This window comes from Novosphingobium sp. BL-S-32 (assembly GCF_056857055.1).
The window spans coordinates 3232063-3246591 of sequence record NZ_CM166476.1; the positions used below are offsets into that span (position 1 = coordinate 3232063).

10 protein-coding genes are annotated in these 14529 nt (G+C 65.8%); 5 read left to right on the forward strand and 5 right to left on the reverse strand.

Annotated elements, in window-relative coordinates; genetic code table 11:
- Positions 1–286 precede the first annotated feature (286 nt).
- Positions 287–2227 carry an alpha/beta hydrolase family protein gene (locus AC1VVK_RS15180; RefSeq protein WP_482903624.1) on the reverse strand — a complete coding sequence of 647 codons (1941 nt, stop codon included), beginning with the start codon at positions 2225–2227 and terminating at the stop codon, positions 287–289.
- A 254-nt stretch (positions 2228–2481) separates the two neighbouring features.
- Here AC1VVK_RS15180 and smpB point away from each other — a divergent pair, with 254 nt between their 5' ends.
- The 5 genes from smpB to alaS all read left to right on the forward strand — a co-directional run bounded on the left by smpB (position 2482) and on the right by alaS (position 10539).
- Complete coding sequence (gene smpB, locus AC1VVK_RS15185) at positions 2482–2964, forward strand: SsrA-binding protein SmpB (protein ID WP_132385708.1); 483 nt, start codon at positions 2482–2484, stop codon at positions 2962–2964.
- Entirely contained in the window at positions 2961–3590 is a 630-nt protein-coding gene (locus AC1VVK_RS15190; RefSeq protein WP_482903625.1) for a DUF2062 domain-containing protein, read from the forward strand. Before smpB ends, AC1VVK_RS15190 begins: the two co-directional genes overlap by 4 nt.
- A complete protein-coding gene (locus tag AC1VVK_RS15195) occupies positions 3587–6040 on the forward strand; it encodes a hybrid sensor histidine kinase/response regulator (protein WP_482903626.1) in 2454 nt (817 codons plus the stop codon). The genes AC1VVK_RS15190 and AC1VVK_RS15195 overlap by 4 nt, the downstream gene beginning before the upstream one ends.
- A gap of 97 nt (positions 6041–6137) precedes the next feature.
- The gene (gene recA, locus AC1VVK_RS15200; RefSeq protein ID WP_132384755.1) at positions 6138–7214 is read left to right on the forward strand and encodes a recombinase RecA; all 1077 of its coding nucleotides are present in this window, start codon (positions 6138–6140) and stop codon (positions 7212–7214) included.
- A 664-nt stretch (positions 7215–7878) separates the two neighbouring features.
- On the forward strand, positions 7879–10539 hold the full coding sequence (gene alaS / locus AC1VVK_RS15205; protein WP_482903627.1) for an alanine--tRNA ligase: 2661 nt from the start codon (positions 7879–7881) through the stop codon (positions 10537–10539).
- A gap of 78 nt (positions 10540–10617) precedes the next feature.
- Here the strand turns inward: alaS and AC1VVK_RS15210 are convergent, their stop codons facing one another.
- Genes AC1VVK_RS15210 through AC1VVK_RS15225 form a run of 4 tightly spaced genes read right to left on the reverse strand, consistent with a single transcriptional unit; the run spans position 10618 to position 14489 of the window.
- Positions 10618–11643, reverse strand: coding sequence for an NAD-dependent epimerase/dehydratase family protein (locus AC1VVK_RS15210; RefSeq protein WP_482903628.1), 1026 nt, complete (start codon positions 11641–11643; stop codon positions 10618–10620).
- A gap of 2 nt (positions 11644–11645) precedes the next feature.
- Positions 11646–13109, reverse strand: coding sequence for a GMC family oxidoreductase N-terminal domain-containing protein (locus AC1VVK_RS15215; RefSeq protein ID WP_482903629.1), 1464 nt, complete (start codon positions 13107–13109; stop codon positions 11646–11648).
- Positions 13106–13489, reverse strand: a complete 384-nt coding sequence (locus AC1VVK_RS15220) for a hypothetical protein (RefSeq protein WP_482903630.1) — start codon at positions 13487–13489, stop codon at positions 13106–13108. The genes AC1VVK_RS15215 and AC1VVK_RS15220 overlap by 4 nt, the downstream gene beginning before the upstream one ends.
- Position 13490: 1 nt before the next feature.
- Complete coding sequence (locus AC1VVK_RS15225) at positions 13491–14489, reverse strand: UbiA family prenyltransferase (protein WP_482903631.1); 999 nt, start codon at positions 14487–14489, stop codon at positions 13491–13493.
- Between the last annotated feature and the right edge of the window lie 40 nt (positions 14490–14529).

Sequence of the window (14529 nt, forward strand, 5' to 3'; positions counted from 1 at the left end):
ACCGGCTCAGCCTGAGCGGGATTGGGAAGCGCTACCCAGTCCGTCCCATGTCATCCTGACGTCCCACGTCATCCTGAACTTGTTTCAGGATCCATTCGCGACCTGTCCCGAACGGCGGTGTGAAGGGCGCGGCGATTGCCTGTTGCCGATCGAAGCGTAACGCGGGGGGGAAATGGATCCTGAAACAAGTTCAGGATGACGTTCGGGTGCCGGCGGTTTTCCTTGTCGTCAGCCCGGATTTTGCCGGGCTGACGACTAATCAATTGCCCATCGCGTAACGAAGCTCTCAATCCGCCGGATTGTACTTCTGCACAAAGCGCATCGTTTCGGAGAGCATGCGCTTGCGCGTCTCCTCACGCGACAGCCAGTGGTCCTCGCCGGGCAGCGTGACCATTTCGTAGGGCTTGCCTGCGTCTTTCAGCGCATCGGCCATGATCGTGCTCTGGCGGTAAGCGACGACGGTATCGTCCTTGCCGTGGATCAACAGCACCGGCGCGTCGGCCTTGGCGGCGAAGCGGCGGGGCGATATCGCGTCGAAGCCCGATGGATCGCCCAGTTCTTCGAGCAGATTCTTGCGCAGCATCCGCGAATCGCCGCTTTCGGTGATGTCGGTGTCATACATCAGTCTGACGTCGGCCACCCCGGCTACCGCGACGGCACAGCGGTAGAGGCCGTGTTGCAGGGTGACGCCCGCCAGCGCCGCATAGCCGCCATAGCTGGCCCCGACGATGCAGGCGCGCTTGGGATCGGCCACGCCGCGCTTCACCAGTTCGGCAAGGCCGTCCGAGATGTCGGTCTGCATCTTGCGGCCCCACTGGCCGTCCCCGGCATGGCGGAAGGCGTCGGTGCGGCCGGTGGAGCCTCGGAAATTGGGCTGGAACACCGCGTACCCGCGCGAGGCGAAGGCCTGTGCCCACCAGTCGAACACGGGCTTGTCCTCCGCCGCCGGGCCGCCGTGGGGCAGCACCACGATCGGCAGATTCTTTGCCTCGCGCCCCGGCGGCAGGGTCAGCACGCCGTCCATCTCAAGGCCGTCCGCCGCCTTGTACTGGACCATGGAGATCGGCCCGACCTGTTCGGCAGCGATTGCCGGGCGTTCGTTGCCGACCGGATCGGCATGGCGCCCCGCCACGTCGACAAGGTACCAGGTGCCGCTGTCGCCATTGCCGCTGGTGTTGAGCAGCACCTTGGAGAAGTCGGGCGTCCAGTCCACCAGATGCGGATTGCGGCCGGTGAAGGCCTTGAAGATCTTGTTGAGCGCGACCTGCTTGGCGGGATCGTACATCACCGTCGTCGCCTTCTCGCCGTCGAGCCGATAGCCGAGCAGGTTGCCGTTGGCGCGATCGACGAAGATGCGGTCAATCTTGCTGTCGTCCAGGATTTCGTGCGCCTCACCGCCGGCAAGCGGAACCTCGAACCAGTGCGAGGCGCCTTCCTTGTCGTCGATGGCGTAGACCACGGTGCTGCCGTCCTTGCCGAAGCAGATCAGGCTGACATTGCCGTGGAGATCGACCCCGCGTGCCAGTTCGGCGCCCTTCACGGCGTTGATCTTCCACGTGCCGCTATTCTCGTCGATATCGAGAAGGACCGAGACCTGGCCTGCCGCGTCAATCAGCCAGTCGCGGTAATGGTCCTCGGCCGGGGCATTGGCGACCAGTCGCGGGCGATTGGTCTTCAGGTCGACTGCAAAGAGCGTGGTGCGGCCGTGGACGAACTGCGGATCCGAGCCCCGGGTATCGAGCGCGATGCCGCCGTAGAAGCCCACCGTCTTGCCGCCGATCTGGCGAATGCCGAAGCTGCCGCGGGTGACAGTGGCGATGCTGTGGGTCTTGCTGAAGACAAGGCCTGCAGCGCCGCCGTTCAGGGGCAGGATGACCGTGCCGTAAAATTCGTACTTGGCAGCGGCAAAGCCGAAGAGGGGAACCGTTGCGCTGTTGGTGAGCAGGACGGTGTCGTCATCGGCCCATTCGATCGAGCGCACCTTGGATTTGCCCGACGAGACATTGAATTTGATCGCGCCGGTCTCGTCGAACACCGAGATACGACGGTCCCCCTCCACCTGGGTAACGCTGGCAAGATTGTGCCCATTGGGCGAGATCGCCGCATCCTCGACGCGGGGAAGTTCGCCATAGGCGTCGAGCGGCGGCGGCTCGACCGCTGCATGCGCCAGAAATGGCCAGAACGCAGGCAGCAGCGCCGCCTGCGCCCATCTCGCACGTGACTTCATATTGAAAAATTCCCCCTTCGATTTCGTCGGTATTTCCGCCTGCTCCGAAATCGGCAAGGGGGGAGGATCACGGCACCGCGATTAAATACTTGTTATCCTGCTTTCTTCGCTTTGCGGTGGCGTGCTTCCGGCCGTTTCCGCCGCGCTTGTGTGGGGCGATGCGGCGCGGTCTGCGCGGGTTTGGTGCCGTATGGTCGCAAATCGCGCAAACGGACATTTCCTTTTCGCGCGCGAAACCCTAAATGCGCTTCGACATGGCACGCCCGCAGCACACGACATTCGACAAGAAGAAGACCGTCGCCGAAAACCGCAAGGCGCGCTTCGACTATTATATCGACGAGACTTTCGAGGCCGGCATCGCGCTGACCGGCACGGAGGTTAAATCGCTGCGATTCGGCGAGGGGTCGATCGCCGAGTCCTATGCCGAGATCAAGAACGGCGAGTGTTGGCTGGTCAATTCCAACGTGCCCGAATTCAGCCACGGCAACCGCTACAACCACGTGCCCAAGCGGCCGCGCAAGCTGCTGCTGCACGAACGCGAACTGTCGCGCCTGCAAGGCTCCGTGGAGCGCAAGGGCATGACGCTGGTGCCGCTCTCGATCTATTTCAACGGCCGGGGCCGCGCCAAGGTCGAACTCGCGCTCGCCAAGGGCAAGAACGCGGCCGACAAGCGCCATACGATCAAGGAACGCGACTGGAAGCGGGAACAGGGCCGCATCCTGCGCGAACACAAGTGAGCACGCTGTTGCAGCGGCTCGGGGCCTGGCTGCACAGCCAGATGCCCACGCACGCGCAGCTTGAGGCGAATCGCTTCACCGCGCCGTTCACGCGTCGTCCGGAACTGTTCCGCTTCACCCGCCGCTCGGTGCCGCGCGGCGTGGCGGTGGGCATGTTCATCGGCATCTTTGCGCTGATTCCGGGTGTCCAGATCGTTGGCGCGGCCGTGATGTGCGTGCCGTTTCGCGGCAATATCCCGCTCGCCGCCGCTGTCACCTTCATCAGCAACCCGGTGACGACGCTGCTGATTATCCTTCCGGTGGCGGTCGCGATCGGCAACAGCTTCGGCTACCACGCCGACATCGCGACCGTGGAATCCATGGTGCGCGAAGGGGCCGGTCTGGCCGAGTGGCGGGTCTGGATGCTGACCGACACCGCGCCCGCCGTGGTGATCGGGCTGTTCATCCAGTCGGTGATCGCCGCCGTCCTGAGCTATTTCGTCACGGTATGGTTCTGGCGCTACTGGATCGGCCGCAAGCATCGCGCTCGCCGCAATCGCGCGCCGTTCCGCCATCTCGCGACTGCGGACGGCCCGGCGAAAGTGGCCGAAGCGGAAAAGGTTGAGGACAGGGAAGGAATCGCATGATCGCAGGCCAGCAGCGCTCCGGCAGGTTGCCCGACACATCGATCGTCGGGCTGGCCCTGGCGGGAAGCGTCGCGCTGGTCTGGCTGGTAAGCGGGGACGGCCTGCTGGCGGCGGTTCTGGCCGGCGCGCTGATGGTTTTTGCGGGCCTCGCATGGATGATCGCCAACCGGCGCGTCGCCGTGACCGAGCCCGAATTCGCGCTGCCCGACTGGTCGGTGACGGTCGCCGCGATCGACCGCAGCGACATGGCCATTGCCCTCACGGACCGGGCCGGGCGCCTGACTTGCGCCAATTCCAGCTACGAGAACTGGTTCGGCATCGGCCATGATCCGTCACGCCTGCCAATGGGCGATGCCGCGCTGGAGCAAATCGCCGAACTGGTGCGCTCGGCATGGCGCGACGGGCAGGGCGTCACGCAAGTTCGCGCCGCGATCCCCGGCGGCACCGAGACCGATTGGCGCATCGAAGTGCGCCGTTCCGGCCGGGGCGAGGACTTTCTGGTCTGGCGCGTCCAGCCCGTCAGCGCGGTCGATCTGGTCGGCGATCTCGTCCGGCAGGTTGACGGCAAGCTCGGCAAGGGGCTGGCGCGTTCGGGTATTGCCACGGCGCTGGTCGATCCCGACGGCACCATCCGCGCCGCCAGCGCCGGTTTCGCGCAGCGCGCCACCGGCGATGCCCTGGCCGACGTGACCGGGCTCGATTTCGTCTCGCTGCTCAGCCAGGAAGAGGGCGAGCGCATCGGCTGGGCGCGCGAGGGCGGGCGCGGCGGACCGCTGGTGCTCTACCACGTGCCGGTGGCCGATCCGGACCTTCCGGGCGATCCCGATCCGAACCTGACGCCCTCGCTCATGCTGGTGGTGGAAGCCGGGCAGGGCATCGGCGCCAGCGGCGGCGGCGGCACGGCCGCACCGCATCTGGAAGCGCTGCTCAGCCAGCTTCCGCTCGGCCTTGCCATGGCCGACCGCGACGGCCGCCTGCTGTTCGCCAACCCCGCCTTCATGCGCGCCGCCGGGCGCGAGGGGCAGGTTCCACCGACGTACCCGACCGATCTCGTTACCCGGGAGGACAAGCGCGCACTGTCCGAGGCGATCCGCCGTTTCGCGCAAGGGCCCTCGGCCGCGGGCGACATTGCCGTGCGGCTGTCCGAACTGCCGGACGATCCGGTTTCGCTCAGCCTTGCCGGCGTGCGCGGGCTGGGCGAGGCGGCGGTGCTGCTCGGCCTGACCGACACTTCGGAAGAAACGCGCCTGAAGCGGCAAGTCGCGCAGGCCACCAAGATGCAGGCGGTGGGTCAGCTTGCTGGCGGCGTCGCGCATGACTTCAATAATGTGCTGACCGCGATCCTGGGCACCTGCGACCTCATGCTGATGCGCCATACGCCGGGCGATTCGGACTATGACGACATCCAGCAGATCCGCGCCAACTCCAACCGCGCAGCCTCGCTGACGCGCCAGTTGCTGGCCTTCTCGCGCCAGCAGACGCTGCGCCCCGAAGTGCTCCAACTGCCTGACGTGGTGGCCGACGTTTCGCAGATGCTGCGCCGCCTGATCGGGGAGAAGATCCAGCTCGTGGTCACGCATGACCGCGATCTCGGCCCGGTGCGTGCGGACCCGACCCAGCTCGAACAGGTGATCGTCAATCTCGCGGTCAATGCGCGCGATGCCATGCAGATGAAGAAGGGCGCGGACGGTTCGGGCACCCTGACGCTGGCGACCCACCGTGTCACCACGACGGATGTGCGCGCCATGCGCAGCGAGATCATCCCGGCGGGCGATTATACCGCGCTGATCGTGCAGGACACCGGCGGCGGCATTCCGCCCGAACACCTCGGCAAGATATTCGAGCCGTTCTTCACCACCAAGGAGCAGGGCAAGGGCACCGGCCTTGGCCTTTCCACCGTCTACGGCATCGTCAAGCAATCGGGCGGCTTCATCTTTGCCGAGAGCGAAGCGGGCATCGGCACGCGCTTCGTCGTCTACCTGCCGGTCCACCACGTGGCGCCGGGCAGCGAGAAGGCTGTCCCCGTCGTGAAGGACGAGGCTCCGCCCAGCCAGTGGGCAGGCGGCGGCTCAATCCTGCTGGTGGAGGACGAAGACCCGGTGCGTGTCGTCGCCGAACGTGCGCTCACCCGACAGGGCTATGAAGTCACTTGCGCGCGCGATGGCGAGGAAGGCCTGGAACTGGTCCAGAGCGGCGGGCAGTTCGATATCGTCGTTTCCGACGTCGTCATGCCGACGATGGACGGCCCGGCGATGGCGCGGGAGATTCGCCGCATCGCGCCGGGCCTGCCGGTGCTGTTCATGTCGGGCTATGCCGAAGAGCAGCTTCGCAAGGAGATCGGCATCGCCAACGCCTGGTTCATGCCGAAACCCTTCTCCGTGCAGCAGCTGTCGGAAAAAGTGGGGGATGTTCTCGCCCGCACGGCAGGCGGTGTTAAAAATAGGAAATAAGCCGTTGTTCGCCTCTTGTTCTATGAGAACAAAGGCGATACATCGTTCCCCGTGACGTTGACCTTTCCGGTCAGGCCAGTAGCAAAGGGGAAGTGTAATGGCTGCTCAGCTCAAGCTGATCCAGGAAGGCAAGGAAAAGGAAGCGATGGACCGTCAGAAGGCGCTCGAAGCCGCGCTTGCGCAGATCGACAAGGCGTTCGGCAAGGGCTCCGCGATGAAGCTGGGTTCCAAGGAGACGATGCAGGTGGAGGCAATCTCCACCGGCTCGCTGGGGCTCGACATCGCGCTGGGGGTCGGTGGTCTTCCGCGCGGCCGTGTGATCGAAGTTTACGGGCCGGAAAGCTCGGGCAAGACCACGCTGGCGCTCCATGTCATCGCAGAGGCGCAGAAGTCCGGCGGTACCGCCGCCTTCATCGATGCCGAGCACGCGCTCGACCCGGTTTACGCCAAGAAGCTGGGCGTCAACATCGATGAACTGATCGTCTCGCAGCCCGATACGGGTGAGCAGGCGCTCGAAATCACCGACACGCTCGTGCGCTCCAATGCGATCGACGTGCTGGTAGTGGACTCGGTCGCCGCACTGGTTCCCCGCGCGGAAATCGAAGGCGAGATGGGCGACAGCCACGTCGGTCTTCAGGCCCGCCTGATGAGCCAGTCGCTGCGCAAGCTGACCGGTTCGATCAGCCGTTCGCGCTGCATGGTGATCTTCATCAACCAGCTGCGCATGAAGATCGGCGTCATGTACGGCAACCCCGAGACGACCACGGGCGGTAACGCGCTCAAGTTCTACGCCTCGGTCCGCCTCGACATCCGCCGCACCGGCCAGATCAAGGACCGCGACGATATCGTCGGCAACGCCACCCGCGTGAAGGTCGTGAAGAACAAGGTCGCCCCGCCGTTCAAGCAGGTCGAATTCGACATCATGTACGGTGAGGGCATCTCGAAGATCGGTGAAATCCTCGACCTTGGCGTCAAGGCGGGCATCGTCGAGAAGTCGGGCGCGTGGTTCAGCTACGATTCGATCCGCATCGGTCAGGGCCGGGAAAACGCCAAGACCTACCTGCGGGAAAATCCCGAACTCTGCGACCGCCTCGAAAAGGCAATCCGCGCCCGCACCGAAGGCCTCTCCGACGAGATGATGGTCGGCCCTTCGGCGGATGACGATACCGAATAAGCCTTCCAGCGCTTCTCTCTTGGGAAGACGAAACGAAAACCCCCGGTCTGTAATGGCCGGGGGTTTTCGTTTTAGGGCCGAAGTGTCTGAAATGGGCGATGTGAGGGACTAAGCCGCTCTGGATTGCTTCCTCGGCTTCGCCTCCTCGCAATGACGAGGGAGTCGCTGACTCCCCCATCCGAATGCTCTCTAGCCCAAGCAGAGTTGGCTGGAGAGCATTCGGATGGGAGTTCAGATGGGAGTGTGGACTGACGCAACCCCAACCATTCCCGTCGCCCCCGCGAAGGCGGGGCCCCCGCTTTCCTTCGCGCCACAGAGATACGTGACCATCATCAACCGAACACGGGCGTAACGCACACGCACCTCCGTTTAGAGTACCGCAAACGGCGGAGCGCCCTCTCGATCGTCATCATCTCTGCTTCGGCGCTTGGTGATACGTGCCCGATTCGACGACGAGACGCGCCGCCCGAAACAGAAGGGACTGGGGATAGCCGACCTGACCCAGCCGGAACCAGTCGAGGCCGGATCCCGAGGCAAACCCCGCACCGAAAGCGCTTCAGTACGTGGCGTTCCCACCACGCTAGGCGGGATATCGCAATTCCCGAACAGTCTGACCGCTGCAACCCGCTTGCCGCCGCCGCGCGGCTGCATTATCGGCGCGTTCATGCACACGACCAACGAGATCCGCCGGTCCTTCCTCGACTACTTCGCCCAGAACGGCCATCAGGCCGTTCCGTCTGCGCCGCTCGTGCCGTACAACGACCCGACGCTGATGTTCGTGAATGCGGGCATGGTACCGTTCAAGAACGTGTTCACGGGCCTTGAAACGCCCTTCGCGCCGCGCGCCACGTCCTCGCAGAAGTGCGTCCGCGCCGGCGGCAAGCATAACGATCTCGACAACGTCGGCTACACCGCGCGCCACCACACGTTCTTCGAGATGCTGGGCAACTTCTCGTTCGGCGACTATTTCAAGGAACAGGCGATCACCCACGCCTGGACCCTGCTGACCAAGGAATGGGGCCTTCCGGTCGAGAAGCTGCTGGTCACCGTGTACCACACGGACGACGAAGCTTTCGATCTGTGGAAGAAGATCGCCGGCCTGCCGGAATCGAAGATCATCCGCATCCCCACGAAGGACAACTTCTGGGCGATGGGCGACGAAGGCCCGTGCGGTCCGTGCTCGGAAATCTTCTTCGACCACGGCGACCACATCTGGGGCGGCCCTCCGGGATCGCCGGAAGAAGACGGCGACCGCTTCATCGAGATCTGGAACCTCGTGTTCATGCAGTTCGAGCAGAGCGCCGGCGAAATCGTCGGCAACCTGCCGAAGCCCTCGATCGACACCGGCATGGGCCTTGAGCGCATCTCGGCGGTCATGCAGGGCGTGCATGACAACTACGATATCGACACCTTCAAGGCACTGATCGCCGCCTCGGAAAGCCTGACCGGCGTTGCCGCGCAGGATGAACAGCGCGCCAGCCACCGCGTGATCGCGGATCACCTGCGTTCGACCAGCTTCCTGCTGGCCGACGGCGTGCTGCCGTCCAACGAAGGCCGTGGCTACGTCCTGCGCCGCATCATGCGCCGCGCCATGCGCCACGCCCACCTGCTGGGCGCCAAGGAGCCCCTGATGCACCGTCTGGTGCCGTCGCTGGTTGCCGAAATGGGCCAGGCCTATCCGGAACTCGGCCGCGCGCAGCCGCTGATCGAGGAAACGCTGCAGCGCGAGGAAGTTCAGTTCCGCCGCACGCTGGCCAACGGCCTGAAGCTGTTGGACGAAGCCACCGCCGACATGGGCGAGGGCGGCGAGCTTCCGGGCGAGACCGCGTTCAAGCTCTACGACACTTACGGCTTCCCCTACGACCTCACCGTCGATGCCCTGCGTCCGCGCGGCATCACCGTGAACGACGATGGCTTCCAGGCCGCGATGGCGCAGCAGAAGGCTGCCGCGCGCGCTGCGTGGAAGGGTTCGGGCGCTGCTGCCGACAGCGAAGTCTGGTTCGACATTGCCGAGCGCGAAGGCGCCAGCGAGTTTACCGGCTACACCTCGACCGTCGGTGAAGGACAGGTTGTGGCGCTGGTGCGCGACGGCAAGGAAGTCGCATCGGCCACGGCCGGTGAGGACGTGACCGTGCTGACCAACCAGACGCCGTTCTACGGCGAATCGGGCGGTCAGGTCGGCGATGCCGGCACGATCACGACCAACGCAGGCCTGAAGATCGCCGTGCTCGACACCGCCAAGCCGCTCGGCCGTCTCCATGCCATGATCGGCAAGGTCGAGGCAGGCACGATCAAGGTGGGCGATGCCGTCAACCTGACCGTTGATGTGACGCGCCGCGATTCCGTGCGCGCCAACCACTCGGCCACGCACCTGCTGCACGCGGCGCTGCGTAACCGTCTGGGCGGCCACGTTACCCAGAAGGGCTCGCTGGTGGCAGCCGAGCGCCTGCGCTTCGACTTTTCGCACCCCACCGCGCTTTCGGCCGAGGACATCGCCGCGATCGAAGCCGAAGTGAACGCCGAGATCCGCGCCAACGAACCCGTTCTCACCCGCCTGATGACGCCGGAAGACGCCATCGAGGCCGGCGCCATGGCGCTGTTCGGTGAGAAGTACGGCGATGAAGTGCGCGTGCTGTCGATGGGCACTTCGTCGAAGGACGCCTCGGGCGAGCACACTTATTCGGTCGAACTGTGCGGCGGAACGCACGTGCGCGCCACCGGCGACATCGGCGTGTTCCGCATCGTTTCGGAAAGTGCAGTTTCGTCCGGCGTGCGCCGTGTCGAGGCGCTGACCGGCGAAGGCGCGCGCCAGTGGCTCGTCGCCCGCGAGGAAGCGCTGAAGAGCGCCGCCAGCGCGCTGCGCACGACGCCGGAAGACGTCGAAGCCCGCGTCGTCGCGCTGCTCGACGAACGCCGCAAGCTGGAGCGCGAACTGGCCGAAGCCAAGAAGGCGCTCGCGCTCGGCGGCGGTTCGGGCAAGGCCGAAGCGGCCGACGAAGAAGTGAACGGCGTCAAGTTCTCGGGCCAAGTGCTTGAGGGCCTCGATCCCAAGGAACTGCGCGGCCTGCTCGATCAGGCGAAGCAGCGCATGGGCTCGGGCGTCGCCGCGATCGTCGCGGTGAACGAGGGCAAGGCGAGCATCGCCGCTGCCGTCACCGAAGATCTCACCGGCACGATCAGCGCCGTCGATCTCGTCCGCAAGGGCGTCGAGACGCTGGGCGGCAAGGGCGGCGGCGGTCGCGCCGACATGGCGCAGGGTGGCGGTCCCGACGGTGACAAGGCGGCCGACGCCATCGCAGCCGTGAAGGCCGTGCTGGCAGGCTGATCCGACCTCATTCCGAATTTAAGGCGGGGGCGTGGGCAGTGGGTGCCTGCGCCCCCGTTTGCTGTGCAGCAGGTCTTCTCAGGAAAATGCCCGCAGCACCCGCAATGCGCGTTGTTCCAGCGTGCGCTGGTGGGGAGAGGGACCGCGCTCGCCTTGAGCCGGACTCTGGGCAAGGAAGCCGTCGTAGCTCTCGCGCAGCATGTCGAGGTTGGAATGGCGCGGTTTCCAGCCGCTGGCCAGCAGTGGTGCCAAATCGAAATGGCAGTCGCGATGGTAGGTGCGGTAATGCCATGCTGTCAGCGGCGAGAGGCCCACTGTGTGCAGCGCGTGGAGCAGCGCTTTCGACGGCGCGACGGGCAGGCCGGTAACGCGTGAGCGCGAACCGGCGTGGCCGATCAGCGCGTCCAGATCCTCGCGCAGGCTGCCGAACCGGTCGGTCCCGACGTTCCAGGTGCCCGAACGGCCCATCTCCAACGCATGCATGTGGAAATCGACCAGATCGTCCACATGGATGAACTGCTGGCGCTGGTGGCCGTCGCCGATCACGTAGACCCGGCGGGAGGCGCGGATCCAGTCGAACAGGATCGCGAAGATGCCCAGCCGTCCGGCGCCGAGCGTCACGCGCGGGCGGATCGTCACCACGGGGATCCCGGCATTTTGGCAGGCCGCCTGCATGGCCCGTTCGCCCGCCAGCTTGGAGCGGCCGTAGTCCTCGATCGGGCGCGGCACGGTCGCGGCGGTGATTGGCCCGCTGGGCGGCAGCCCGTAGACCGCGGTGGTGCTGAGGTGCACGACCATGCGCACCCCGGCGCAGACGGCGGCATCGGCGACGATCCGTGTGCCGGTCTCGTTGACGTCGTAATAGGCGCGTCCCGCCGCCGCCTGCGCGACCAGCGCGGCATTGTGGTGGACCACGTCCACGCCCGCCATCGCCGCTTCCACCATGGCTGGATCGGTCACGCTGCCGGGGAGGAATTCGATATCGGCAGGGCGGGCGGGATCGTCCACCACGTCCAGCACGCGAACGCGCTCTCCCTTTGCGCGCAGGCGGGCGGCAAGGCGCGTGCCGATGAAGCCGGAGCCGCCGGTGATCAGGTGCAGCATCGTCAATGAAACCGATGGGCCATCATCGCCTGCGCATTGCGGTGCGCGATGGCCATGACGGTGCCTTGCGGATTGACCATTGTCGGCGTGCACAACAGCGAGGCGTCGCCGATATAGAGCCCCTCGGTGCCGTGGACTTTGCCGAACGAATCGGCAGCGCAGAGGCTCTCGTCCTCTCCCATCGGGCAGGAGGAGAACACGTGCACCGATGTCAGCGCCCCGTCCGATGCGGCCAGCACTTCGGGCAGCTCCGCGATCTCGGTGGCAGAGTTCAGGGTGGGATAGCCGGCGATGCAGGGGTGGACGCGCAGCGCGCCCGCCGCGAACAGCGCCTGCGCCAGCCGGGCGAGGCCCTCCGCCAGGACCCGCAAGTCATCCGGCGCAAAGCGGACGCGGACGAGCGGGTCGCGGAAGCCCGGCAGGTTGCGCACGGAGGCCGTGCCGACGCCGCTCTGGACGTAGTAGATGCCCATGGTCCGCCAGCGCTCGGCAATGAGGTCCCAGGCATCCGCGCGGCCTGCCAGCGCCATGCCCAGCATGGCCGGATTGCTGATCGAGCAGCCCATGCCGAAGCGCGGCTCGAACTCCTTGATCTGGTGGACGGGATCGCAGTCGCCCGCGCGGTTCACGTCGTGGTCGAACTCGGCGACGACCTTGACCATCGGATGGAAGCGCAGCGAATTGCCGACATTGCGCGTTACGCCCGAGCGGCGCAGCAGGGCGGGGGTCTGCACCGCTCCGCAGGCGACGATCACCACCGGCGCGCGGAAGCTGACCCGGCGGCGCACGCCGTCGGCGTCGGTGCGGCTGCCCTCGGCGATCCAAAGGCTGCCCGCGCGGTGCAGGCGCTCGATCCGGGTCGAGGGCGATAGGCGGCCCCCGGCGGCGAGGAAGCTGGGCACGAAAGTGGCGGACATCGATTGCCGCTCGCCGCTTCCGTTACCGCCACCGTCGCCGCGATAATGGAACAGGCGGGGCGTTTCGATCGAATGCCAGCCGTTGGCAGTCGCGCCCCGGTGGAGCATCTGCGACATCTCGGACGGGCGACCCGCCACATATTCCACCAGCGCCACTTGCTCGCAGGCCTCGAAATGCGGGGTCATGCCTGCAAGGTCGAGATCGTTCACCGCGAAACGGCGGCGCCAGTCGTCCAGCACATAGTCGGGCGTGCGGTGATAGAGGCCGCGATTGATCTCGCTGCCGCCGCCGACGCAGCGTCCTTCCACCCAGGCCAGCTTGTTGCCACCCATGGCGACGCTGACCCCGCCGTTGCGGTACTTGGACAGCATCTCCTCGCGCGAGAAATGGGCGACCGCGGCCAGCGGGACATGCGCGCCTTCCTCCAGCATCAGCACCGCATGCCCGGCGCGGGCGAGCTGCGCGGCGCTGACCGCGCCGCCGGGGCCGGAGCCGATCACCAGGACGTCGGCGGTATCGATGGTGGCGTCTTTTCCTCCGCCCGTCATGCTGCGATCCTGCCGCGCTCGTCCTGCCCGGCGGGATAGGCGACCGAATAGAGGCCATAGGCCGAAAAGCTGGCGTAGAAGGCGATCATCGAGCGCAGCGGCGCAATGGCGGAGCCGCGCCAGCGGGCGACATGCGCCTTGCGCCGTGCCGGGACGAGGTGCGAAAAGGGCGCCTCTCCGTGCAGTACCGGCGCATATTCGAACAGGTACGCGAGCAGGTGAAAGCCCAGCCGGAAGAAGTCCGGCATGGCGGCCACGGTGGCCAGCACATAGTCCTGCACCATGACGCGCTCGTGCTCGCGCGTGGCGGCGCACTGATCGTCGACAAGCGTGTCGACCAGCGGGGCGACGATGCGGCCGAAGGCGGTGGCCGGCGCCATCTCAATTGCCCTTGTGCAGGTGCAACATGTCGACCGGCGTGAAGCTGCGGTTGGTCAGCGTGGCAAGGCGCGGCACGTCAAGGAACGTCACCAGCAGCAGCACGCAGAGGTTCACGCCCAGCATCGTCATCAGGCGGCGAGACCGGAACATGCGCTCGGGCCGCTGCGCGATCGAATCGGGCAGCATCGAGAGCCAGAGGTAGCAGCCGAACAGCCCGGTGATGAACGGGAAGGCCAGCACATATTCGATGCGGTACTTGATGAGGAACACGCCGAGGAAAAACGAAGAGAGCATCGCATAAGTCAGGCAGCTGACGATCAGGCTCTCGGCCGTGTAGCCGCCGAACGACTTGCGATAGCGGGTGAGCGTTTCCAGCCCGACGCTGGCAGTGATGTCGCGGTATTCCGACAGGCGCTTGGAGCCCATCAGGAAAGCGCCGCCGGTCCAGTAGGCCAGCAGCAGGCTGACCGGCGGCATGCTGGTGGGGTCCATCATCAGCCAGCCCAGCGTCAGGCGGATCGGGTTGTTGATCGATTCTGAGACCACGTCGAGGAATGGGCGGTCCTTGGAGCGCAGCGGCTGCACGTTGTAGACCAGCCCCGATACCAGGAACACCGCCGCGCAGGCGAAGAACGGTCCGCCCATCCACGCCGCCAGCAGCAGGCCCACCGCTGCGAAAGCCGCATATTCCAGATAGACCAGCGTCGGCGAGAGTTGCAGCGAAACGGCGGTGCGGCGGTGCTTGGAAGGGTGGTGCGCGTCGAATTCGCGGTCCAGCCATTCGTTGATGACATAGTTGGCGGAGGCGATGGCGATGGCCACTATGAAGCCGACTACCACGCGCTGCGGCATGTCGAGCAGCGAAGGTTCGCGCAGGGCATAGGCCAGGATGAGGCCGGGCACGATGAACACGTGCTTGGAGATGTGATCGAACCGCGCAAGGCTCAGGTAGTCGCGCAGCCGCGCCGTTCGGCTCTCCATGGTCACGGAAACGGGCATTTGCGGTTTCTCCTGGGGCATGATGGGCCGGGCGAGCGCT

Excerpts from the sequence above, each read along its gene's own strand:
- AC1VVK_RS15180 (WP_482903624.1), bottom strand. The coding sequence starts at position 2,227 with ATGAAGTCACGTGCGAGATGGGCGCAGGCGGCGCTGCTGCCTGCGTTC.
- smpB (WP_132385708.1), top strand. The coding sequence starts at position 2,482 with ATGGCACGCCCGCAGCACACGACATTCGACAAGAAGAAGACCGTCGCC.
- AC1VVK_RS15195 (WP_482903626.1), top strand. The coding sequence starts at position 3,587 with ATGATCGCAGGCCAGCAGCGCTCCGGCAGGTTGCCCGACACATCGATC.
- recA (WP_132384755.1), top strand. The coding sequence starts at position 6,138 with ATGGCTGCTCAGCTCAAGCTGATCCAGGAAGGCAAGGAAAAGGAAGCG.
- alaS (WP_482903627.1), top strand. The coding sequence starts at position 7,879 with ATGCACACGACCAACGAGATCCGCCGGTCCTTCCTCGACTACTTCGCC.
- AC1VVK_RS15210 (WP_482903628.1), bottom strand. The coding sequence starts at position 11,643 with ATGCTGCACCTGATCACCGGCGGCTCCGGCTTCATCGGCACGCGCCTT.
- AC1VVK_RS15215 (WP_482903629.1), bottom strand. The coding sequence starts at position 13,109 with ATGACGGGCGGAGGAAAAGACGCCACCATCGATACCGCCGACGTCCTG.
- AC1VVK_RS15220 (WP_482903630.1), bottom strand. The coding sequence starts at position 13,489 with ATGGCGCCGGCCACCGCCTTCGGCCGCATCGTCGCCCCGCTGGTCGAC.
- AC1VVK_RS15225 (WP_482903631.1), bottom strand. The coding sequence starts at position 14,489 with ATGCCCGTTTCCGTGACCATGGAGAGCCGAACGGCGCGGCTGCGCGAC.